The organism is Desulfitibacter sp. BRH_c19, from assembly GCA_001515945.1.
Classification (GTDB): domain Bacteria; phylum Bacillota; class DSM-16504; order Desulfitibacterales; family Desulfitibacteraceae; genus Desulfitibacter.
In genome coordinates this window covers 1-24263 of the sequence record LOER01000013.1, presented here as the reverse complement: position 1 = coordinate 24263, position 24263 = coordinate 1, and the positions used below count along the sequence as shown (strand labels likewise).

21 protein-coding genes and 1 pseudogene are annotated in these 24263 nt (G+C 38.3%); 21 read left to right on the top strand and 1 reads right to left on the bottom strand.

Annotation, left to right across the window (positions count from 1 at the left end; translation table 11 throughout):
• Positions 1-91 precede the first annotated feature (91 nt).
• The 7 genes from APF76_14180 to APF76_14150 all read left to right on the top strand — a co-directional run bounded on the left by APF76_14180 (position 92) and on the right by APF76_14150 (position 5066).
• Positions 92-472: a dinitrogenase iron-molybdenum cofactor biosynthesis protein gene (locus APF76_14180; protein ID KUO52745.1), complete on the top strand. Its 381-nt coding sequence runs from the start codon at positions 92-94 to the stop codon at positions 470-472.
• Complete coding sequence (locus APF76_14175) at positions 469-1299, top strand: (4Fe-4S)-binding protein (protein ID KUO52744.1); 831 nt, start codon at positions 469-471, stop codon at positions 1297-1299. Before APF76_14180 ends, APF76_14175 begins: the two co-directional genes overlap by 4 nt.
• On the top strand, positions 1296-2165 hold the full coding sequence (locus APF76_14170) for a (4Fe-4S)-binding protein (GenBank protein KUO52743.1): 870 nt from the start codon (positions 1296-1298) through the stop codon (positions 2163-2165). Before APF76_14175 ends, APF76_14170 begins: the two co-directional genes overlap by 4 nt.
• A 25-nt stretch (positions 2166-2190) precedes the next feature.
• Positions 2191-2574 (top strand): dinitrogenase iron-molybdenum cofactor, encoded by a 384-nt coding sequence (locus APF76_14165; protein KUO52742.1) that lies wholly within the window; start codon positions 2191-2193, stop codon positions 2572-2574.
• 27 nt (positions 2575-2601) lie between these two features.
• Entirely contained in the window at positions 2602-2919 is a 318-nt protein-coding gene (locus tag APF76_14160; protein KUO52741.1) for a hypothetical protein, read from the top strand.
• Positions 2920-3083: 164 nt separating this feature from the next.
• Positions 3084-3557, top strand: coding sequence for a hypothetical protein (locus tag APF76_14155; protein KUO52740.1), 474 nt, complete (start codon positions 3084-3086; stop codon positions 3555-3557).
• Between the two features lie 159 nt (positions 3558-3716).
• A complete protein-coding gene (locus APF76_14150; protein KUO52739.1) occupies positions 3717-5066 on the top strand; it encodes a D-serine dehydratase in 1350 nt (449 codons plus the stop codon).
• A 116-nt stretch (positions 5067-5182) separates the two neighbouring features.
• Here the strand turns inward: APF76_14150 and APF76_14145 are convergent, their stop codons facing one another.
• Positions 5183-6433 carry a flavoprotein gene (locus APF76_14145; GenBank protein KUO52738.1) on the bottom strand — a complete coding sequence of 417 codons (1251 nt, stop codon included), beginning with the start codon at positions 6431-6433 and terminating at the stop codon, positions 5183-5185.
• Positions 6434-6644: 211 nt separating this feature from the next.
• Here APF76_14145 and APF76_14140 point away from each other — a divergent pair, with 211 nt between their 5' ends.
• The 14 genes and pseudogenes from APF76_14140 (at position 6645) to APF76_14075 (ending at position 24263) form a co-directional block, all read left to right on the top strand.
• Positions 6645-6908 (top strand): hypothetical protein, encoded by a 264-nt coding sequence (locus tag APF76_14140; protein ID KUO52737.1) that lies wholly within the window; start codon positions 6645-6647, stop codon positions 6906-6908.
• 22 nt (positions 6909-6930) lie between these two features.
• A complete protein-coding gene (locus APF76_14135) occupies positions 6931-9756 on the top strand; it encodes a hypothetical protein (GenBank protein KUO52736.1) in 2826 nt (941 codons plus the stop codon).
• A 36-nt stretch (positions 9757-9792) separates the two neighbouring features.
• Positions 9793-10260: a (2Fe-2S)-binding protein gene (locus APF76_14130; protein KUO52735.1), complete on the top strand. Its 468-nt coding sequence runs from the start codon at positions 9793-9795 to the stop codon at positions 10258-10260.
• Positions 10257-12479, top strand: coding sequence for a hypothetical protein (locus tag APF76_14125; protein ID KUO52734.1), 2223 nt, complete (start codon positions 10257-10259; stop codon positions 12477-12479). The genes APF76_14130 and APF76_14125 overlap by 4 nt, the downstream gene beginning before the upstream one ends.
• 15 nt (positions 12480-12494) lie before the next feature.
• Positions 12495-13346, top strand: a complete 852-nt coding sequence (locus APF76_14120) for a hypothetical protein (protein ID KUO52733.1) — start codon at positions 12495-12497, stop codon at positions 13344-13346.
• 516 nt (positions 13347-13862) lie between these two features.
• Entirely contained in the window at positions 13863-16151 is a 2289-nt protein-coding gene (locus APF76_14115; protein ID KUO52732.1) for a hypothetical protein, read from the top strand.
• On the top strand, positions 16151-17023 hold the full coding sequence (locus APF76_14110; protein ID KUO52731.1) for a hypothetical protein: 873 nt from the start codon (positions 16151-16153) through the stop codon (positions 17021-17023). The genes APF76_14115 and APF76_14110 overlap by 1 nt, the downstream gene beginning before the upstream one ends.
• A gap of 6 nt (positions 17024-17029) precedes the next feature.
• A complete protein-coding gene (locus APF76_14105) occupies positions 17030-17512 on the top strand; it encodes a xanthine dehydrogenase (GenBank protein ID KUO52730.1) in 483 nt (160 codons plus the stop codon).
• 44 nt (positions 17513-17556) lie between these two features.
• The gene (locus APF76_14100; GenBank protein KUO52729.1) at positions 17557-19071 is read left to right on the top strand and encodes a heme ABC transporter ATP-binding protein; all 1515 of its coding nucleotides are present in this window, start codon (positions 17557-17559) and stop codon (positions 19069-19071) included.
• 29 nt (positions 19072-19100) lie between these two features.
• Positions 19101-20156, top strand: a complete 1056-nt coding sequence (locus APF76_14095; GenBank protein ID KUO52757.1) for an ABC transporter permease — start codon at positions 19101-19103, stop codon at positions 20154-20156.
• 2 nt (positions 20157-20158) lie between these two features.
• Positions 20159-21091 (top strand): ABC transporter permease, encoded by a 933-nt coding sequence (locus tag APF76_14090; protein ID KUO52728.1) that lies wholly within the window; start codon positions 20159-20161, stop codon positions 21089-21091.
• A gap of 219 nt (positions 21092-21310) precedes the next feature.
• The gene (locus APF76_14085; GenBank protein KUO52756.1) at positions 21311-22390 is read left to right on the top strand and encodes a hypothetical protein; all 1080 of its coding nucleotides are present in this window, start codon (positions 21311-21313) and stop codon (positions 22388-22390) included.
• Between the two features lie 248 nt (positions 22391-22638).
• Positions 22639-23331, top strand: a complete 693-nt coding sequence (locus tag APF76_14080) for a hypothetical protein (protein KUO52727.1) — start codon at positions 22639-22641, stop codon at positions 23329-23331.
• Between the two features lie 64 nt (positions 23332-23395).
• Positions 23396-24263, top strand: a pseudogene (locus APF76_14075).

The following is a 24263-nucleotide window of genomic DNA, read 5'->3' as shown; positions in this document are numbered from 1 at the left end:
TAAGTTATTGACATATGCCCAAAATAATAATAGAATTAGTTATGGGCATTAGCCTATAACTAGAACATATTATTAAAAGGGGCGAAAATATATGAAGATTTGTGTTTCAGCAAGTGGAAATTCTATTGAAAGTAGCATGGATCCAAGGTTCGGGAGATCGGCATACTTTATTATTGCAGATGCCGATACAATGGAGTCTGAAATTATTGAAAATAGTGCAGCAGCTTCCGGTGGTGGGGCTGGAATCAATTCAGGACAGCTTATGGTTGATAGGGGTGTGGAAGTAGTAATTACAGGCAATGTAGGACCAAATGCCATGAATGTTCTAAAGGCTGCTAATATTGACATATACCATGGAGAATCAGTACCTGTAAAAGAAAACATAGATGAATTCAAAAAAGGACTTCTTAAAAAAATAACTAGTACAGTCCCCTCACACTTCGGTATGGGGGTACAAGGAGGACAGAAATGAGAATAGCGGTTTTAAGCGGCAAAGGGGGAACAGGCAAGACTACTGTTTCTGCAAGCTTGGCAACGTCAGTATCGTCATGCCAGTACATAGATTTTGATGTGGAAGAACCAAACGGAGCAATATTCTTAACACCTGAAATACAGGAAAGTAGCCCTGTAAAAGTACTGGTTCCAGAAGCTGATATAACTAAATGTAATGCATGCGGTTATTGTTCAAAGGCATGTCAGTTTAACGCAATTGCTGTGGTGAAGGATCATGTTCTTGTTTTCCCCGAAATCTGCCATCACTGTGGGGCATGTGTTATAGCCTGCCCTAATGATGCAATTAGTGAAGTAGAAAGGATTATTGGGGTTGTTGAAGCAAATGGTGATAATACATTTCTTCAGGGAAGGCTTAATGTGGGTGAGCCAATAAGTATACCTATCATATCTGCATTAAAGAAACGTATGAAAAAAGTCTTGCCTGTAATACTCGATTGCTCACCTGGGGCGTCCTGTACAGTAATTCAATCAATAGAAGAATGTGATTACTGTATTCTGGTAACAGAACCTAACCCTTTCGGACTTCATGACCTGAAAATTGCTACTCAGCTTGTAAGAAAGATGGAAATACCATTTGGGATTGTATTAAATAAAGCATCCGATAGCAGCAGGTTAATACATGATTTTTGCGAGAATGAAGGTATCGAGCTTCTAATGGAAATACCTTTTTCGAGAGAAATAGCTGAAAGCTATTCAAAAGGTATACTTCCTGTTAAACATAATGATTTTTGGAAAGAACAATTCGAAGAGCTGTATGAAAAGATTGAAAGGAGTGCCAGCAAATGAAACAGATTGTCTTTATAAGCGGAAAAGGCGGGACTGGAAAAAGCACTCTTGTTTCATCGCTAAGCATTCTGGTCAAAGACAAAATGCTCGCTGACTGTGATGTTGATGCTCCGAACCTACACATCTTGCTAAAGGGTGATGTTCTAAAAAAAGCTGACTATTATGGTGCAAAAGAAGCGGTGATTGACTCATCAGCATGTATAAGGTGCGGCCTATGTCAAGAAACATGCAGATTTGATGCAATTAACGAAGAGTTTGAAATCAAACCAATGAAATGTGAAGGATGTGGTGCATGCATGTTGGTATGTCCGCAGGAAGCAATATGCTTGCAAGAAGTCAAAACAGGAGAAACGTATGTATCTGAGACCTCAAGAGGCACCTTTTCCCATGCATTACTTGATATTGGTGCCGAGGGTTCTGGGAAGCTTGTAACAGAGGTAAGAAAAAACATTCAAAGTAACAAAAAAGATGAGAAATGGTTACTGATTGATGGTTCACCTGGTATAGGCTGTGTGGTGATTGCATCTATTACAGGAGCCGATGCAGTAGTAGTAGTTTCAGAACCTACAAAATCAGGTCATAGGGATATGGAGAGGGTTCTGGGAGTAGCTCGGCATTTTGGAATCCCAGCGTTTGTATGTATTAACAAGTACGACCTGAATCTGGAAGTAACTTCACAGATAGAAAGCTTATGCGAAAGTAACGGTTTTCCTGTCATTGGTAAGATACCGTTTGATCCATCGATAGTTAAGGCATTGGAGGAATTTAAAACTCCAATTGAGGCAGGCAACAGAAATGTCATCCATGAAATCGAAAGTATCTGGATGAAAATTGTAGATGAGCTGGAAAAGTTAAAAACCAACTAATAATATATCAATGGAGGTTTTAGCTATGCCTGTAGCAATATCTACAGATGGAAAATATGTTTCTCCGCATTTTGAAAGATGCCCATCATTTACACTAGTTGATATTGAAAACGGAAAAACAGTAAGAAGGTTTGAAATAGAAAACCCGGGCCATTCACCAGGTTATATCCCTCAGTTTCTGCATGAAAAAGACGTAAAAGGAATTGTCTCTGGTGGTATGGGAGCAAGAGCGCAAGGATTTTTCGTAGAACTGGGTATAGAAACAATTATGGGAGTAGATGGAAGCATTGATGAAGTAATAGAAAAATTGGAGAAGGGTGTACTTGAAGGTGGGCAGAGTTTATGTACGCCTGGGGCAGGAAAAGGATATGGCGTTGAAAAAACTGAATGTGATCATGCCCATGAGTGAAGTATTTTAATAAAGGAGTGATTTATTATGCCAAGAGGGGACGGTACAGGTCCAATGGGAATGGGACCTATGACAGGAAGAGGTGCAGGTAACTGCGCTAGTACTACAAATTCTGTTTTTGCTAACTATGCTGGAGCAAGATCTAGGCAAGGAATCTGTGGAGGAAGAGGATTTAGAAGAATCCGTTATCTCAAAGGGATTCAAGGCGGAGAAGGAGGTTATACTACGCCTATATCGAATGAACAAGTTTATGATGAAAAAGTGGCTTTGAAAAATCAGGAAGAGCTACTAAAAAAGCAACTTAAACAAGTAAAAGCCCGTTTGGAAAATTTTGAAGAAAAATAACATGCCTCCTTTAGGAAAGCAAGTTCTGAAATAATAGAGAACTTGCTTTTATTTTTTCTATAGCTATATTGAAATTTGGGCAGATACTGCTAGGCTCTTTTTTTAAGCAATTAATAATGGTAAAATAACATTGCAAATAAGTATATTGAAAGGAGAATAAAAAATTGGCTAGACCACCTAAATGGAAAAAGGTTGAATTCATTCCTAATATACAGCACTTTGTGCCTTTAGACATACATTCAAAAGACATGGAAGAAAACATTTTGAGAATTGAGGAAGTTGAAGCAATTCGCTTGAAGGATGTGGAGAAACTGGAGCAGGAAGAAGCCGCCGAAAAGATGGAAGTCTCAAGACAAACCTTCCAACGGATTCTTAATAATGCAAGGGAGAAAGTTGCTGACAGCATCATAAATGGTAAGGCTATCCGGATAGATGGTGGCAATTTCACTCGTAACATTTGCCCGGTACGATGTCTTGATTGTGGCAAAGAGTGGAAAGAAAGCTATGAGAACTTTGAAAGAATTATTAGTGGTCAATATCTATGCCAGGATTGTCAATCACAGAAAATAGTATGCCTCAATACCAAGGGGCAGAAGTTTTGCAAGCGTAATTGCTGGAGAAGGGGAAAAACAGAATAATTATCCAGTTATAGATTAAAGGGGTTAAGAGGCTAATAGGGCTTCTTTTTTTTGCAAAGCAGGTGAACTCATGGAAAGATGTTTTACTGTTTCTAGATATGACAAACAAAAAATGTTAAGATAATTAGAGTTATTAAATTATAACGAGGGGGCAACCTAATGAGTTCGAGTTATATATTGAATAAGAAGAAAAAACAATGGTTAAAAGAGTATCCTCTCTTAATAGATATTATGGAGTATAAGCCTGTATTTTGGATAAACCCTAAATTAAGTAAAGTGGATATAATACTTCCTGAACTAGCTGTATCACTAGAGGATATAAAGGATGCCGAGTTAAGGTTAGAAAGATTTGCACCCCTAATTTGTAGACTTTTTCCGGAAACTAGAACATGGGGAGGGATTATCGAATCGGAACTAATTGAAATTGCTTCAATGAAAGAAGCTGAAACACAAGAATATAGAGAATTCATTGAAGGCTGTCTTATGTTAAAATGCGACAATTATCTTCCTGTAGCAGGCTCAATAAAGGCCAGAGGGGGTATTTATGAAGTCCTTAAGCATGCAGAAGCTTTAGCTCTAAAACATGGATTGCTTAAATCTAGTGATAACTATACAAGGTTGGCAGATTCTGATTTGCTGGAATTCTTCAGTAAGTATTCACTTTCAGTAGGTTCCACAGGAAATTTGGGGTTAAGTATCGGAATTATAGGAACTTCATTAGGATTTAAAGTTACTGTGCATATGTCTTCTGATGCAAAGGAATGGAAGAAACATTTGCTTAGAAATCGAGGAGTCAATGTTCTGGAATATTCATCTGATTATAGCAAGGCTGTAGAGATAGGAAGGAAACAAGCAGAGGGTGACCCTTTGAATCATTTTATAGATGATGAAAACTCCAAGGACTTGTTTTTGGGCTATAGTGTTGCAGCCTTCCGGCTAAAAAAGCAACTTAAAGAGAAAGGCATCGAGGTTAGTAGCACCCAGCCATTGTTTGTATACATACCCTGTGGTGTTGGAGGTGCTCCAGGTGGTATATGCTTTGGCTTAAAGCAGGTTTTTGGAGATGCAGTTCATGTATTTTTTGCTGAGCCTACACATTCGCCCTGCATGCTTTTGGGATTGATGACCGGAGAGAATGAAAAGGTTTCTACGAAGGATTTTGGATTAGATAATATCACAGATGCAGATGGCCTTGCTGTAGGAAGATCTTCGAGTTTTGCAGGAAAAACTATAGAGAAGCTTTTGAGCGGTATTTATACCATCTCCGATAGTGAACTTTTTAAGCTCTTGTCTATGTTAAAAGATACAGAAAATATAAAAGTTGAACCGTCAGGTACACCAGGCCTGCTAGGACCTATTGTTCTCATGGGTGCAAACGGCAAAAGGTATGTTAAATCAAATAACTTGGCAGAAACGCTTGGGAATGCCACACATATAGCATGGGCTACAGGAGGCTTGTTTGTGCCAGATGATCTAATGAAAGAGCTCTATTGTGGGGGTCAGGCTTGACAAATTGACAAACTGACAAATTGACAATTGGCACAGGTTTTTCTAATTAGCGGCTAGAAAAAGGAAACAAATCTCTTTAACTAAAGAAGTTAAATTACTGCAAGGAGCATGGTATATTAACTAGGTTTATTATGTGAAGCGCTTTTCCCAGCAATATACCCGGAGGACCAGGCCCATTGCAGATTAAAGCCACCGCATAGCCCGTCAATATCTATGATTTCTCCGGCTAAAAATAAGCCTTTAACAATTTTTGACTCCATGGTGGTGGGGTTAATCTCATTCGTTACAATTCCTCCTGCGGTAACCTGGGCACTTGGCCAGCTTTTTGTTCCACTCACGTTAAAACGCCAATCCTGTAAGATAGTAATAATTTTCTCCCGTTCTTTAGAAGAAACACTAGCTACGGGACGTTTTAAGTCTGTAAGACCTGCTTCTTTTAGTAAGACAGGAATTAATCTTTTATTAATTAGACCAACCAAGCTAAATCCAAGTGTTTTCTGGGAGTCATTATTAAATCGTTTGATTATAAGCTCTCTTAGCTCCTCTTTGGCCATCTTATCTAAGATAGTTAACTTTAATACAACCTCTTTACCTTTCTGGAGAAGTTCACCTGCTTTTCTACTAATTTGTAAAATAGGTGGACCAGAGACTCCATAATTGGCAAATAGAATATCCCCTTTATCTTGGGCTACAGTTTTATTGTTTTGTAATATTTCAGCAGTGCCAACAAATTTCACCCCTGCAATTTGTTTGAAGAATGAACCTTCTAGCTTGAGTTGAACCAGAGCGGGGAAGATAGCTGTAATGGTATGACCTAGTTTTTCAGCTAATCCATAGCCGCTGCCATCTGAACCAGTAGAGGGCATGGCTTTACCACCAGCAGCTAAGATGACGCTGTCTCCTATCAACTCCCCGCCTTCCGCGAACTTTACTTTAAAGGTATTAGCCTCTTTGCGAATACTTTCTACATAGGCGTCACAGACAATATTAACTCCTGTTTTATTTAATTCATACATTAATACATCAAGAACGCTTGAGGCCTGATCAGACGTGGGAAAGACTTTTCCAAGATCTTCAACCTTAGGTGCAATACCAAGTTTCTCAAAGAATTCCAGAGTTTCCTGTACAGTAAAACCAGTTAAGGTACTGTAGGCAAAACGGGGATTATTTCCTTGATAGCAGGTAATATCTGCATTTACGTTAGTGAAATTACAGCGCCCATTGCCAGTAGCCAGAATTTTTTTACCGATACGGGGATTTCTCTCCAAAATTGTAACTTTAGCTTCATTTCTTGCGGCAACAATAGCGGCAACCATCCCAGAAGCTCCGCCCCCTATAACAATTACATGCTTTTTCCCAAGAGTCATAACGTATTCAACATCTCCCTCGAAATAGTTCTAAATGTATATTACTCTACTATTCTAGCATAACAATATTTTTCCTTTTTATTACCTAAACCAAGGTGCTAAAAAAAGTGAAATGCATTAATTATTCTATAAACAAAAATTTCTTATTATTAGAGTAGATAAGGAAAATTAACAAAAACTATAATGGATCGATAGAAAATGGAGGAATACTATGTTTTCCTTGTCAAGCGCATTAGCTATGGCAGCTATCCGCGCAGTCTATGGAATAGTAAATTTCACTGCAGCATATTTTATATATAGATACGGGACTGCTGAAGCAGGCTTGCGCATCAATGCAATAGTTGGTTCTATTGGACCAATATTTTTTACAACTGTAACAATTATTGGGTTAACAGGTGCTGCATCTAGCCTTCAGGTACATAAGATTATTATGATAATTATAGGAATGGTATTAATAATCTTAGGAACGAGATAGATTAAAGTGTGGGGTGATGGGAATGGTTAAGACAATTTCATTTAAGATAAATGGAAAGGCATACACGATTGATGGCTCAGCAGACATTAGCCTCTTAAAATATTTAAGAGATTATCTGGGATTGCTAGGAGCCAAGAATGGTTGCAATCAGGGACATTGTGGTACATGTACTGTTATTGTTGATGGGAAGGCAAAAAGAGCCTGCCTACTAAAAATTTTAAAGCTAGATGGAGCATCTATTGAAACAATTGAGATCCTAAGTAAAGATGGGAAATTGCATCCTATTCAGCAGACTTTTATAGAGGAAGGTGCAGTTCAATGTGGTTTTTGTACTCCAGGCATGGTGATGGCGGCAAAAGCTTTGCTAGATGTAAATCAAAATCCAACAGATGATGACATTAAAGATGCACTTAAGTTTAACATTTGTCGCTGTACAGGATATGCCGCTATAATACGAGCCATTAAAAAAGCGGCAGCCATGATGGGGGGAGCTTTTGAAAGTCCTGATAAGGATAGGTTAAAAACAGGCATTGGAGAGTCCCCAGTTAAAAAGGATGCTTATGAAAAGGTGACAGGTAAACCTATTTTTGCAGATGATGTATATTTTGATAAGATGATTTACGGGAAATTACTTTTAAGCGCACACCCCTTTGCCCAAGTAAAAAGCATTGATGCTACTGAAGCGTTAAGGCAGCCAGGGGTTATAAAGGTTTTGACAGCCAAAGATATTCCAGGTAGAAATGGTTTTGGGTTATTAAATCCTCATCAGCCTGTCCTAGCAGAAGAGCTTGTAAGGTATATGGGTGATCCTGTTGCCCTTGTCCTTGCAGAAAACGAGGAACAAGCAGATGAAGCTTTAAAATACATAAATGTAGACTACGAGCCTTTGAAAGGCATATTTTCACCAGAAGATGGAATGAAAGACGATGCTCCACTTATTCATGAAGATGGTAATGTGATGAAACATGTCAAGGTAAGAAAGGGTGATATTGATAATGCTTTTGCAAAGGCGGACATTATCATTGAAGGTATATATACAACCCCAATGGTTGAACACGCCTATCTTGAGACTGAGTCAGCAGTAGCAAAGATGGAAGAGGATGGAACAGTTGTTGTTATGACAGCAAGTCAAGGTTCTCATGCTTTTAGAGAATCCATTTCATCATGCCTAGATATTACCGAGGAAAAGGTACGTGTAGTTTATACACCAGCAGGAGGTGCCTTTGGTGGGAAGGAAGAATGTACAGTCCAAATCCACTGTGCATTAGGTGCTATGCTTACAGGAAGACCTGTAAAAATGACTTTAACAAGACAAGAATCTATGATAATGTCTACAAAACGCCACTGGGAAAAGATGCATTACCGCCATGGCGCAACCTTAGATGGTAAAATATTGGCTATAGAACTTAAAGTTATCGCAGATGCTGGAGCTTACGAATCCCTTAGTCAACCTGTTGTTTTTCGTTCCGCTGTAGTCGGAGCTGGACCATATGATATTCCTAATGTAAAGATAGATTCTTATGGGGTTTATACAAATCATTCACCTGGGGGAGCATTTAGGGGATTTGGTAGTACTCAAGTTGCCTTTGGGGCTGAACAGCAGATGGATAAGGTTGCCAGGGTACTAGGCATAGATCCATTTACTATAAGAAAGATAAACGGTCTAAAAGAAGGAAAAGCCACCATTACTGGGCAGGTCCTAAAGAGCGATGTTGGATATATACAAACCGTTGAGAAAGTCGAGAAGGCTTTGCAAGAATATAAAAACAAGATCCCCGAACCTGGTAGCGGTAAAAGGATAGGTATTGGCATAGCCAGTTCCTATAAAAATGTAGGATTGGGCGCAGGGAAAAAAGATAGGGCAGGAGCAAGTATTGAAATAAGTAAAAATGGAAATGTTTATCTGAAAGTTGGAGCCACCGATATAGGGCAGGGTTCAGATACTGTCCTAACCCAGATGGCTTCAGAGATTACAGGTATCCATTTTAAGGATTTTGTAGTAATATCCAATGATACATCACAAACTATAGATGGTGGTGTAACTACAGCATCAAGACAGACATACATATCAGGGCATGCTGTAATTGGTGCAGCAAACAATTTTAAAAAAGTTATCCAAGGGCTGTTTTTTGATGTCATTGGATTAAAAGAAGGTGACTATCAGTTTATACATGGAGGAATTCACCTAAAGAAAAAAGGAAAATTTAATACCAATGTTGAAAATAATTTTATTAGCTATATAAATCTTGCAAAAATGTCATGGGAGAACAAAGTAGATTTAAAAGCTGATTATATATATACTGCCCCTACAACTTACTCCTTAAGAGAAAGGGCTGATCATCAGGCAAAGGTGCCATTGGAAAAGTATAATATTCATTTTGCATATTGTTTTAACACTCAGGCAGCCGTAGTGGAGGTTGATGAGTCGTCTGGGGAAGTAAAGGTACTTAAAGTTATAGCTGCCCAAGATTTAGGTAAAGCAATCCATCCCCAAAACTGTCACTGTCAGCTAGAGGGAGCAATTGTTATGGGGATTGGTTATGGATTAAGTGAAGAGTTTAAGCTTGTAGATGGTAAAATGATCACAGATAACCTTGCAAAGCTTAAGCTTCCCAAGATAACACATATGCCAGAAATGGAAACTATCCTTGTTGAAGAGGAATCAGATGGTCCATTTGGAGCAAAAGGAATGGGCGAAGTACCTATTAATTCAACAGCACCAGCAATAATTAGTGCTATTTATGATGCAATAGGAGTACGAGTAGAAAATTTACCTGCAACAAAAGAAAAAATATTAGCAGGACATAAATTGGGGACATTCCCAGGCAAGAAAGATAGCTCTAAATAGGGGTGTGTCCTAGTACATTTTAAGGGGGAATTATTAGTGAAAGTAAAATTAAGAGTTAACAATGAATTAATAGAAAGAGATGTTGATCCAAGTATAAGATTGCTAGACTTTTTAAGAGAAACTCTTGACTTGACCGGAACAAAAGAAGGTTGCGGTGCAGGAGAATGTGGAGCCTGTACTGTATTAATTGATGGTAAAGCGGTAAATTCATGCCTTGTACTTGTAGGGCAGTGTGAGGATAAAGAAATAATTACCGTAGAAGGCCTGGCTAAGGGTAAGACTCTTGATCCATTACAGGATGCTTTTGTCAAAGAAGGTGCTGTTCAATGTGGCTATTGCACTCCTGGTATGATTATGTCTGCTAAAGCTCTTCTATTAAAAAACTCCAATCCAACGGAAATGGAAATTAAAAAAGCCATATCTGGTAACCTTTGTAGATGCACAGGATATGTAAAAATAGTTAAAGCCATTCAAACAGCAGTTGAGAATTCCAAGGAGGTATAAAAATGAGTCATCAATGGATAGGTAAACCTGTTGCGAGGCCGGATGCTTTTGGCAAAGTAACTGGTGAAACCAGATACATGTCAGACCTTAAATTACCCGGAATGCTATGGGGTAAAATCCTTAGAAGTCCCTATGCCCATGCTTTAATTAAAAGTATTAATACCGCCAAAGCAAAGGAGGTTGAAGGCGTACATGCAGTAGTTACACATGAGGATGTGCCCGGATTAAATGCTTATGGTGCTATTGTGCAAGATCAACCTGTATTTTGTAAAGATAAGGTAAGATTTATAGGCGATTTTGTAGCTGGAGTGGCAGCAGAAACTAAAGAAATTGCTGATAAGGCATTAGAATTGATTGAAGTAGAATATGAGTTATTACCGGGAGTATTTGATGTGGAAGAAGGGGCAAAAGAGGAAGCCCCCAAGGTTCATGAAGAGGGCAATATCCACCTTATCACAAAGGTTGAAAAGGGAGATTTAGGAGAAGCCTTTAAGAATGCTGATGTGGTTGTAGAAAAGGTTTATCAAACTGCACGGCAAATGCATGCATATTTAGAAACTGAAAGTGGTGTGGCTTTTTTTGATGATAAAGAGAATCTACACATGCTCTGTGGAAGTCAGTATTCCCACAGGGATCAACTTCAATTATCACGAATTTTAGATATGCCCCAAGAAAAAATTATGGTAACAAGTAACCCTGTCGGGGGAGCATTTGGTGGTAAGGATGATCTTACTATTCAGGGTCAGTTATCCATCCTTGCTTTGAAGTCAAAAAGACCTGTAAAAATTGTATATAGCAGAGAAGAATCTGTATTAGTTAGTGGTAAAAAGCATCCAATGAAGATTTATATGAAAACAGGAGCTACCAAAGATGGACTGCTGATTGCCAATGAGGTTAAAATTTATGCCGATACGGGTGCTTATGCAAACCTAGGACGTTCAATCTTAAATGTAGCAGTAGAGAATTGCTGTAGCGCCTATAGAATGCCTAACTTGAAAGTAGAAGGCTTATGTATTTATACAAATAATATGATTAGTAATCCCATGAGGGGATTTGGAGCTAATCAGTCCAATTTTGCCATGGAAACTCAGATGGATATTATCGCCAGGGAAATTGGCATGGATGTCATGGAAATCCGTTTAAAAAATGGGGTTCGTCAAGGTGATGAGGGTGCTTTAGGACATACTTTGACCTCTGCCATGGGGACAATACAGACACTTGAAGCAGTTAAAAATAGTGAGCTGTGGATAGATAAAGATAAATACAAAAATACCCCCACTAAACCCTGGAAAAAAAGAGGAATAGGATTAGCTACTGCAATTAAGGGAGTGGGTTATGGAAGAGGGTTACCTGACTATGCGGCTTGCGACATGACAGTATTAGAAAACGGAAATATTAGAGTCGCGGTAGGTTGCCCAGAGATAGGGCAAGGCAATTCAATTGCTTACGGTCAGATTGCAGCTGAAGCTCTGGGATTTCCTGTAGAAAGGATAGATGTAGTTACAGGGCATAGTCATGCAACACCAGACTCCAGAACATCTACAGCATCAAGATCAATCTATGCTGGAGGAAATGCCATAATACTTGCTGCCGAAAAGATGAAAAAACAACTATCTGAATTTAGTGCTGGCATTAACAGTTCGAAAGCAGAATATTTACTTGAAGAAATGGTTGATCAGGCCCTAAAACACAAAAAGGAATTTTCTGTTCATGGACACTTTGAAGTGCCAATACCTGATAAGGGAATCCCTGGAGCTTACGGATTACCACACCTTGTTTACAGTGCAACAACACACTTAGCCCTAGTGGAAGTTGATATGCATACAGGGCTAGTGGAACTGATAAAGTCTGTATGTGCTTTAGATGCTGGTAAGGTCATAAACATTCAAGGCCTAGAGGGTCAATCAGAAGGCGGAACTGTAATGGGTATGGGATATGCCTTACTTGAAGACATCGAGTTAAATGAAGGAAAGACGGACACCCTTAACTTTAATAAGTATTTAATACCAACATCCTTAGATGTACCTGTTATTGAAACAATACCAGTAGAGGTTACTGAAACAACGGGCCCTTTTGGTGCAAAGGGTGTTGCTGAGGGAGTATGTATTCCAATTTCCCCAGCCATTACTAATGCAATTCATGATGCTATAGGTGCAAGACTTGAGTCCATTCCTGCAACGCTAGAAAGGGTACAGGATGCCTTAAAAATAAACCATTAAATAAGGAGGAGAGACATGGCAAATTTTGAAGTTTATTCGCCCGAAAAGGTTTCTGATCTTATGGAACGTATAAAAATAGCCCCTGCTAATTGTAAGTTCTTAGCTGGGGGGACAGACCTTGTAATCCACATTAGGGAAAAGAAAATATCACCTGAACTTGTAATAGATCTGTCAAGATTACAGGAGCTTCAGTATATAAAAGAAGAAGCAAATGAAATCAAAATTGGTGCAGTTACTAACTTTACTACAATTGAAGAAAGTCCAGTAATTAGAAAATATGCACTATGTTTAGCTCAGGCAGCCGCTGGAGTTGGTTCTGTTCAAATTAGAAATGTTGCTACTATAGGAGGAAATGTTGCAAATGCCTCACCAGCAGCAGACAGCCTTCCTGCTTTGGTTGCCCTAGGAGCAAGCTTAAAAATTCAGGGAGCAAATGGCTCTAGAACAGAAAACATTGAAGATTTTCTAGTTGGGGTAGAAAAGACTACCTTACAGTCAGGGGAATATCTTTCAGAAATAACAATTCCAAAGTATGGTGAAGGCTATAAAAGTGGTTTTGCAAAGCTAGGCAGAAGAAAAGCACTTGCAATTGCAAGGATAAACCTTGCAGTAATTGTTAAATTAGAGGGTGATGTTATCCAGGAAATTCGTATTGGTTTAGGAGCAGTTGGAACTACTGCTTATAGGCCATATGAATCCGAAAAAGCTCTGATAGGCAAGAAATTAAATAACTCTCTAATTGAGGAAATGGCCGAACTTCTTTCAAAGGTTGTGGAAGAAAAGATAGGTGCCAGAGCATCAATGCCCTATAAGAAGGAAGCTATTAAGGGGTTAGTCTTTGATGTGGGAGAGATTCTAAGCAGTTAACCTAATTGCTTAAAACTGAACTCGTTTAGCCAAAGCTGAACGTCGGGGAATTAGACGGAGACTCTACTCCACCTGATTTTAGAGCCCACTTATCATATGGGGGACACTCATAGGTGTGTCCCCTTTCCTTAAGAGAAGTGGGGTACTTAACTCATATGGAATATTTTGGATAAAAATTAGAAATGAAGAGGCTGTGACAAACTTGAGCTTCAAAAAGGCGCTTAGACTAAAATGTTTAGGCGTTTTTTTATGATAGGAATTACCTTCAATATGTGCAGTTTAACAAAACAAATACAGAAATTGAGTGCTTAAAGCATCTACTTTTGTTTATATATGCAAAGGGGATGTTAACGGTAAAAATGAATTAAGAATAAAGTCGAAATATACTGAAAAGAAAAAAATGTTTGACAGGATTACTGAAATATATCTTGAATTTTAATTATAGATAAATAATTTGGAAATTGTTTATTTGATTGCGGCTACTAATGTAGTAGAACTTTTCAAGGGGGTAATGTGATGACTTATACATCTGTTGGAAAAAGCATCTCCAGGTTAGATGGGGCAGCAAAAGTAACCGGAGAAGCAAAATTCACAGGAGACCTATATTTTCCAAATATGCTTTATGCCCAGGTACTTTATAGTACAGTTGCCCATGCTGAGATTATTAAAGTTGATTCAAGTAAAGCATTAAAATTGCCAGGGGTTAAAGCGATAGTTACTCATAAGGATGTACCAAAAAATAAATTTACCTCCACTGGACACCCCTATCCCGATGATACACCTTTAGATAGTCTGATATTAAATGAAAAGGTGCGTTATATAGGTGACCCTGTTGCAGCAATTGTAGCAGTATCAGAGGATATAGCAAAGGAAGCTGTATCATTGATTAATGTGGAGTATAAAGAACTAGAACCAATATTATCAGTTGAAGAAGCAATAATGAAAAATGTTGAAGTTCATGCACAAACAGATAACATTGCAGGAGAAAATTCTTATGAATACGGCAATGTTAATCTTGCTTTTGATAAATCAGACTATGTTTTCGAAGATGAATTTAAAACCCAGATTGTCCAACATTGTCCTATTGAAACCCATGTTTCCATTGCCATTCCTGAGTCAAATGAGCGATTGACAGTATACTCTTCGACTCAAAGTCCATTTACTGTTAGACGCTTATTGTCTAAAGCGTTGGGCATGCCAATAGGAAAAGTTAGAATAGTAAAACCACATGTGGGTGGTGGGTTTGGAAGTAAACAGGATATGTGTCAGGAAGCATTAAACGCATTTCTTGCCATTAAAACAGGTAAGCCAGTTAAGCTAGAAATCACGCGGGAAGATGACATGGTGTCTACGCGAACCAGACATTCTATGTCCTTCAAAATAAAAACAGGATTAAATAAGGAAGGTAAAATACTAGCTAGGCAACTTCAGGCTACTTCGAATACTGGTGCTTATAGTGCCCATGGACATTCGGTTTTATTAAATATATGTAGTGTTTTTCCAGTACTGTATCCTGCGTCAAACCTTAAGTTTGAAGGAACAACTTATTATACTAACCTTCCTATAGCAAGTGCTATGAGGGGTTATGGTATTCCTCAACTAACATATGCAGTAGAATCCCATATTGACAACATAGCCAAAGAAATGAGGCTAGATCCCATTGTTTTTAGACTAAAAAATCTATGCGGCTTAGGTTATACAAACCCTGTTAGTCATGTCAAAATAGAAAGTTTTGGTCTGAAAGATATTATAGAACTGGGAAAAGTAAAATCGGGTTGGGATAAGAAAAGAACTGACTATTTATCAACTAATAGTTATGGGAATATCAAAAAGGGTATAGGTATGGCATGTTTTGCTTATGCGTCATGTACTGCTCCGGAACTGAGTGAAACGTCTGGGGCAGTAGTAAAAATGAATGAGGATGGTTCTGCTGTTTTGTCTATTGGTGCTGCAGATATAGGTCAAGGAACTGATACCATTTTTGCACAGATAGTAGCAGAAGAATTAGGAATAAGCATAGATACCATAAAGGTGATCGCCGTTGATACAGATACTTGTCCGTTTGATCTGGGTGCATATGCATCTAGACAGACATACGTGGGGGCGTCAGCTGTTAAAAAAGCGGCTTCTCATTGTAGGAAGCAAGTATTGGAAATAGCTAGTAAGAAATATGGGTTTTCAACACAGAAGTTAAAAATATTGAAAGGGTATATTTATACTGATAGCAATAAGCAATTGGGTCCTATCTCAGAGGTTGCCATGGAGGCTTTTTATAAAATAGGAGACTCAAAAACAATTTACGGAGAAGCAAGCAATTCCCCTAAAACCAACGCATATTCCTTTGGGGCTAATTTTGTTGAGGTTGAAGTAGATACGACAACAGGAACTGTGAAAATTAATAAAATCTGGGCAATTCATGATTCTGGTAAAATTATTAACCCCCTCTTGGCAGAAGGTCAGGTATATGGCGGTGTATTAATGGGGGTAGCCTATGGGTTATATGAGGAAATGCAAGTTAATACAATGACCGGCAAGGTTTATAATAATAATCTACTAGACTATAAGATACCAACTATAAAAGATGTACCGCCCATTGAGGTGATATTTGTGGAAACTGAGGAACCTTCTTCAGCTTATGGTGAGAAAAGCTTGGGGGAACCGCCTGTTTTACCTACGGCTCCTGCCATTAGAAATGCAATTCTTAATGCCACGGGGTTGGAACTAAATCAGCTTCCAATGACTCCTCAAAGGGTCTTGCAGGGCATTAAACACCAAACCTCTATTGAATTTAAGGTGGTGAAATAATGTACAATTTTTCGAGGTACCTTGAGCCTTTGAGAGTAGCGGATGCTTTAGAATTGGCTCATAAGGAAACCAATCCTGTATTAATAGCTGGCGGAACAGATTTGTTAATAAAAATGCGAGAAAGTAGGCAAGCAGATACTACATTAATAAGCCTAAGTAAAATAAATGATTTGAAAACCATTTATAAACAAAAGGACGGAAGTATTCGGATAGGTTCCATGGCTACATTTAGTCAGATAATGGGAAACACAATAATAAATGAAGAAATTCCTATACTCGCTGTAGCGGCAAAATCTTTAGCAGGACCGCAGATTAGAAATGTTGCAACAATTGGGGGCAACATTTGCAATGGTGCCCCATCAGCTGATAGTGCTCCTAGTTTGCTGGCCTTAAATGGGCAGTTAGAATTTGCAAGCTTGAATGGTATCAGAATCATTTCAATAAATGATTTTTATCTTGGGCCATATAAAACGAGCAAACGGCCTGACGAGATACTTACATCCATTATTATCCGTCCACTAGATAGGTATTTTGGAGGTCATTATATTAAGTTTAGCAGGAGAAAAGCTATGGACATTTCTACCCTTGGGTGTGCTGTTACCTGTGCACTAAATGATGATGGTACTACCATAAAATATTCTAGAATTGCCTTAGGAACAGCAGCACCTACACCAATTAGGTGTGTAGAAGCGGAAAAAATATCTAGGAATAAAACACTTTCAAATAATCTGCTAAAAGAGATAGGTGAAGCAGCTTTAAAAGAAGCAAATCCAAGGACATCTTGGAGAGCTACTAAAGAATTTCGGCAGGCACTTGTTGAAGAATTGGTCCCAAGAGCATTAAGGGTAGCTTATGAACAAGCAAGGGGGTAGGGTAAATTGACAAAAAGAACATTGTCCTTAGTTGTAAATGGGGAGCCACTAAATATAGAAATTGATGTCAGAGAATCCCTGTTAGAAGTTCTTAGAAATAAGTTGTTATTGACAGGTACCAAAAAGGGCTGTGAGGTTGGTGAGTGTGGGGCATGTACAGTTTTAATAGATGGAGAACCAGTAGATTCATGTGTTTATTTAGCTGTTTGGGCAGACGGAAAAGATATAACTACAATTGAAGGATTAGCAAAAGACGGTAAGCTATCTATTTTGCAGGAAAGCTTCATAGAAGCGGGTGCCGTACAATGTGGCTTTTGTACTCCAGGCTTTTTGATGACTGCACATTCATTGTTGCTTAAGAAAGATAACGTCACGGAGGAAGAAATTAAGGAGGCAATGGCAGGTAACTTGTGTAGATGTACAGGGTATCATCAAATTATTGATGGAGTCAAAAAAGCCTCGGCTAGATTAGCGCATAACAACAAATAAGAAGAGATTGTATTTTTGTTTTATTATTCAAGGAGGTATTAAAAATGACTAACCCCTTATTAAACATGCATAATATTACAAAAAAGTTTCCGGGGGTAGTAGCTAATGAGAATGTAAACCTTGAAATATATAGGGGAGAAGTACATGCATTACTTGGTGAAAATGGTGCAGGAAAAAGTACTTTGATGAGTATACTTTCGGGTTTATACAAGGCAGAGGATGGAACCATAGTTATTAATGATAAACAAGTAGTGTTTAATTCCCCGAAGGATTCAATAAAAGCTGGAATAGGTATGGTCCATCAACACTTTAAGCTAGTTGACTGTTTAACGGCTACGGAAAATATTATTTTAGGGTTGAAGCATATACAGCGTTTTTATGATTTAGAGAAACTCCATAATGAGATAGAACAATTTACAGCTAATTATGGATTAAAGGTCGATCCCAGATCTGAGATATGGCAACTATCTGTGGGTGAGCAGCAGAGGGTCGAAATCTTAAAAATGTTATATCGAAAAGTAGAAGTATTAATTCTAGACGAACCTACTGCAGTTTTAACTCCGCAGGAAGTAGAGGAATTGTTCATAACTCTGCGTAAAATGGCAAAGGAAGGCAAGGCAGTTATTGTAATTACCCATAAACTTAATGAAGTGATGAATGTTGCGGATCGGATAACGGTATTAAGACAAGGAAAATCTATTGCAACACTAATGAAGACTCAAACCTCTAAGCAACAATTATCCAATCTCATGGTAGGCCGAGAAGTGTGCCTGACATATGATAAAGATGATAAAGAGATAGGCCCAAAAGTCTTAAGCATACAGAATATAACTGCTTTAAATGATAAAAAGGTGAAAGCTCTCGAAGATTTTTCGTTAGATGTTTACGGTGGAGAAATTATAGGAATTGCCGGAGTTGCAGGAAATGGACAAAGGGAGCTTACAGAAGTAATAGCAGGGTTAAGAACAGTAATCTCAGGAATAATTACAATAGATGACAAAGATTTGACCAATGCAGCACCTAGGAAAATAATAGATTCTGGTGTATCTCTAATTCCAGAGGACAGAATGGGCACAGGGTTAATAGGTAATTTAACTGTTACACAAAATCTTATATTGAAGTGCTTTAACGAAGCTCAGTTTAGCAATAAAGGTTTTTTACACTTAGAATATCTTGCAAACTATTCAACAGAAATAGTAAAAGACTTTGACATTAAAACAGCAGGAATTTATTCTCCTATAAAATTAATGTCTGGGGGTAACCAGCAAAAATTATTATTAGCAAGAGAAATCTCAAAACGGCCTAGATTAATTGTAGCAGCTTATCCATCTCGTGGATTGGATATTGGTGCAACCCAAGCCATTCATAAAATACTATTAAGCCAAAGGTCGGAAGGAACAGCAGTTTTATTAATATCTGAAGATTTGGACGAAATATTTTGTTTGTCCGACCGTATTGCTGTTATGTATGAAGGTAAAATAATGGGGGTAGTTAAACCAAATGAAGCTACTATTGATGATATTGGTCTAATGATGTGTGGGGAGGGGAGAGCGTGTTAGTAAAAGAAAAGGTAAATTTATCGAATTTCATTAGTGTAGAGAAGCGGGCTAAGGTCTCCAAAGTTAGTTTTTTACTAATTCCCCTTATCTCCATTGCCTTGGCATTATTATTTGGTGCAATATTTTTGTGGGCTACGGGGTATAGCCCAATGAAGATTTATATGTTGATGTTTACAGGATCTTTTGGATCATTCTACAACTTCTCAGAAACCATGGTAAAGGCTATTCCTCTAATGTTAACAGGATTAGCAGTATCTCTTGCCTTTAAAATGTCTTTATGGAATATTGGGGCAGAAGGACAGCTATATATGGGTGCGTTTATGGCCGGGGGAGTAGGTTTATTTTTTCCACAGTTACCGGCACCTGTTATGTTAACCTGTATGGTTATCGCAGGCTTTATTGGTGGGGCCTTATGGGGCCTAATACCTGGAATTCTTAAGGCCCTGGTGGGAGTAAATGAGACTATAACCACTCTAATGCTAAATTATGTAGCTATTTTATGGGTTGGGTATTTAGTTTATGGCCCGTGGAAGGATCCGAATGGGTTTATGCCATTCACAAAGGGATTTGAAGAATATGCTTTATTACCTACTCTACCAGGAACTAGAATACACGCTGGTATAACCTTTGCGATAATAATTGCAGTTGTCCTATACATTATTTTTAAAAGAACAACATGGGGGTACCAAATAGGGGTTATAGGTGAATCTCAAAAGGTAGCATCTTATGCAGGAATGAGTATAAAGAAAAATATAGTTTTAGTAATGTTAATAAGTGGCGGAATAGCAGGGATTGCAGGAATGGCAGAAGTATCAGGAATTATTGGAAGGCTACAATATAATATCTCTCCCGGCTATGGTTATACTGCAATTATTGTAGCATGGCTCAGCAGGCTTAATCCTTTTGTAATAATTTTAGTAGCAATATTTTTTGGTGGACTGTTAAATGGAGGATATGCTTTACAAATTGTTGGGTTGCCAGCCGTAATGGTTTCTATGTTGCAGGGAGCTATATTATTTTTCGTGCTAGGAGGAGAAATGTTTACAAGGTATCGCATTAAGCTGGGGAGAGGGGGTCGTAATTAATAATGGATTCTATTTTACTTGTTGCCATTTTTCACGCTGCTATAATATCGGCAACTCCTATTTTATACGCTGCACTTGGGGAAATATTTGCTGAGAGATCAGGTGTAATGAACTTAGGTGTTGAAGGAATGATGCTTGTAGGGGCTGCAACAGGATTCATAGTTGTGGTTAACACTCAGAGCTTAATGCTAGGCACCTTAGTAGCAATATTTGCCGGGCTTTTGTTAGGACTTGTATTTGCCTTTTTAGTGGTTACTTTGCAGGCAAATCAAGTAGTTACCGGATTGGTTCTCACTATATTTGGAACTGGGTTAAGTGGATTTTTGGGAAAACAAGTGATTGGAATGGCAGCTCCTATATCCTATAAAAAAGTCCCAATTCCTTTTCTTTCCGAAATACCATATTTTGGGCATGTTTTTTTTAATCATGATGTCCTAGTATATATTGCATATCTTTTAGTACCGATATGTTGGTTTATAATTTACCGTTCTAGAGCTGGTTTAGAATTAAGATCGGTGGGAGAAAATCCAAGCGCTGCTGACTCGGTAGGTTTAAATGTATTTCGTATAAGATACTTATACATTTGCATTGGGGGAGCTTTCGCGGGACTTGCAGGTGCTTATTTGTCTTTAGCTTATGCACCAGCCTGGGCAGAAAACATGACAGCTGGCAGGGGTTGGATTGCTATTGTGCTGGTCATCTTTGCTACCTGGAACCCGGCTAGAGCTTGGATTGGCGCATTAATATTTGGAGGGGTGGATGTTCTGGGATTTAGGTTGCAAGCAATTGGTATAGAGATGCCATCTTTTTTCGTAAGAATGCTTCCGTATATTTTTACAATTGTAGTCTTAACTTTTATAACTTACAAATCTGAAAAAGCAAAGAATTTAATGCCAAAGGCATTAACCATACCTTATGACCGAGAAGGAAGATGAACTCGTTCAGCCAAAACTAAACATCAAGAAATCAGATGGGGACTCTACTCCACCTGATTTAGAGCCCACTTATAGAAGTGGGGGTCTTAACCCGGATGGAATATTGTGGATAAAAATAGGGAGGTGATGGAGTTTTTAATAATAGCAAACGGTCCTAAAATATGTAAAATAAAAGGAGGATGTTTTGTGAGTAAAAAGATAAGGTTGGTTCTTGTATCTATGCTTATTGTATCGATGTTGTTTGCTAGTGGTTGTGGTGGAGGAGTGCAGGAAGCTAATGATGATAATGATACAGGGGAAGAACAACTAAAAATGGCCTTTATAATGACAGGGCCCGCTACTGACGGAGGTTGGAATACTGCTCACGATAAGGGAAGACTTGGCTTACAAAGTGAATTGCCTAATGTGGAAACAATTTTACTAGAAAATGTTCCCGATGGTGGTGGGGACTCCGAAAGAGTGATGCGTCAGCTTATAGCTGACGGAGTTAAGATAATAGCAGCAACTAGTTACGGTTATTTGGAGACAGTTGAAAAGTTAGCGAAGGAGTTTCCGGACGTTTATTTTCTCCATTGTACTGGAGGGACGGTTTCAGATAATATAACTGCTTACGATATTAGAGAATATCAAGGTACCTATTTGACTGGTATAGTCGCAGGAATGATGACAGAATCTAATATAATTGGTTATGCAGCAGCTCATCCTATTCCATCAGTAGTTAGATCTATAAATGGGTTTGCTATGGGAGTAAAGGCGGTAAATCCTGATGCAAAAGTAAAACTACTTTGGACTAACACCTGGTATGATCCAGCTACGGAAAAAGAAGCTGGCTTAAGTTTAGCGGATGTTGGTGCCGATATTCTAGCTCAATATCAAGACAGTCCTGCTGTTCAACAGGCAGCTGCTGAAAGAGGGTTATATAGTATTGGATACCACTCAGATATGAGACCATTTGCTCCTGATGCAAACCTTACGTCATTTATGTGGAATTGGGCACCCTTTTATATTGAGGAAGCTAAAGCTTATATGGAAGGTACATGGAAAGGACATGCTTATTGGGGAAGTATGGAAGAAGGTGCTGCAGAAATAGCAGAATTAAATGATAAGTTAGTTGGAGAAGAAGTAAATGATCTAGTTGAACAAACTAAACAAAAATTAATATCTGGAGAATTGGAAGTTTTTGCAGGACCAATATTGAATAATGAAGGTGTAGCTGTTGCAGAGGATGGAATGAAATTAACAGATGAAGAGATGTTAAGCATGAATTGGCTTTTGGATAATATTGAAGGTTCCTTATAAGAGCTTATTAGATAAGGAGGTGTAACTAAGTTTAATCTTAGTTACACCTCTCTTATTTAGTGTACTCAGGATAAACATAAAAGGCAGGACATTTACAAATTGTATATTGTTACAAAACCCCTACAGAAAGTTGTCTGAAAAGTGTTTTTTTTTGTAAAAGTAAGCAAAGGCAAATTTTCAATTTATCCCGAATTATTATTACAGAGTGAAGTAACAAGGTAGATAACAAATAAGGAGGAATAAGTATAATGAAGGATCAGTTGTTCGAGAGATTAAGTAATGCCATAGCTGAAGGTGAAGTGGATGATGCTGTCAGTATTGTAAAAGAAGGCTTAGATGCTGGGATACCTCCATTAGAAATCATGGAAAAAGGTGGAACCAAAGGGTTAAAGCTTGTTAGTGAAAGATTTAGTGAAGGAACTGCTTACTTGCCAGAATTAATCCTAGCTGGTGATTCAATGACGGAAATTCTGAAGCTAGTATTAGAGGCACTTGGAGATGAAGCTGCCTCCGAAAGGATGGGCAAGGTAGTGATTGGGCAGGTCAAGGGTGATCTACATGATATTGGTAAAAATGTAGTGTCTGCCTTGCTTTCTGTAAATGGATTTGAAGTATATGACTTAGGGGTAGATGTAGATCCTAAGGACTTTGTAAATAAGGCTGAAGAAGTTGGAGCATCAATTATTGCGTCTTCTACATTATTAACAACTTCCATGCCATACCAGGAAGATATTATTACCTATTTAAAAGATGCAAAGCTACGTGATAAATATTATTGCGTTGTTGGTGGTGGGCCAGTAACACCAGATTGGGCAGAAAAAATTGGAGCAGATGGATATGGTAGAAATGCAACTGATGCAGTAGAACTTTGTAAAAAAATAATGGCATCTAGTAAAGCACCTGGGCAAGAAATAGAAGCAGTAGACCTTGGCAAAGCATAAAAAGTAATAAATTATTAGCAATATAATGTTGAGTCATAATATATCGATAAGAGGGGGAAGGCAAATGTCAGTTAGAATTAACAAAATTATGAATAGCCTAGATAAAGCTTATTCAGGTCCTGTTTGCACAGTTAAAGAATGGGATACTAAGGTTATACCTAGGACAATTAAGGCTAAACTAAAAGAACATGGATTAGAAAAAACTCTTGATATGGAAAACCCAATAAACTGTGACGATGAGCTTGCAGACCGCTTTTTTAAAGCAGGTTACGAATTAGCTCTTGAAATGGGTTTGCTTTGCACAGATACAGAACGTATTATCAAAATAACTGAACAGGAACTCCAGGAAACACTACGAGAATACCCTGAAGAAATAAAGTTTGGACGTGGGAAAGACCAAGTTGTTATGAGACCTAGGAGACCCGAATCTACTGTGGAGCCAATTGTATGTGCATCCCTAGGAATTGTGGTTTCTGAAGAATTATATGTACCAATTACAGAAGGCCTGATTAAATATCCTAAGTTAGTAGACGTTTTACATGGACCTACATTAGCAACAGTATACGGCAAAAAAATTAGATCTGGAACACCTTATGAAACATTAATGGGCAGATATGAAGCAGAACTTAGAAGACAAGCCACATATAGAGCCGAAAGGCCTGGAATTGGCCATACAGGAATTGCTGGTGCAGTGACACATTATGGTCATCTTGGTGGAGCAGCATTTTTCCCTGGTGAAGGAAATAATACAATGTCATTGTGCCCGGTGGAATTAAAAGCATCTATGAGTAACTTCCATAGGATTGTTATGGGAATAAACTGTGGCCACAACATAAGAGCAGGCGGTTTCTCCTATATAGGTGGTTATGCTGGTCCAGCTGAAGGAGCTGTTCTTGCAAATATTGCTACAGATTTATTGCTACCAGTTATAT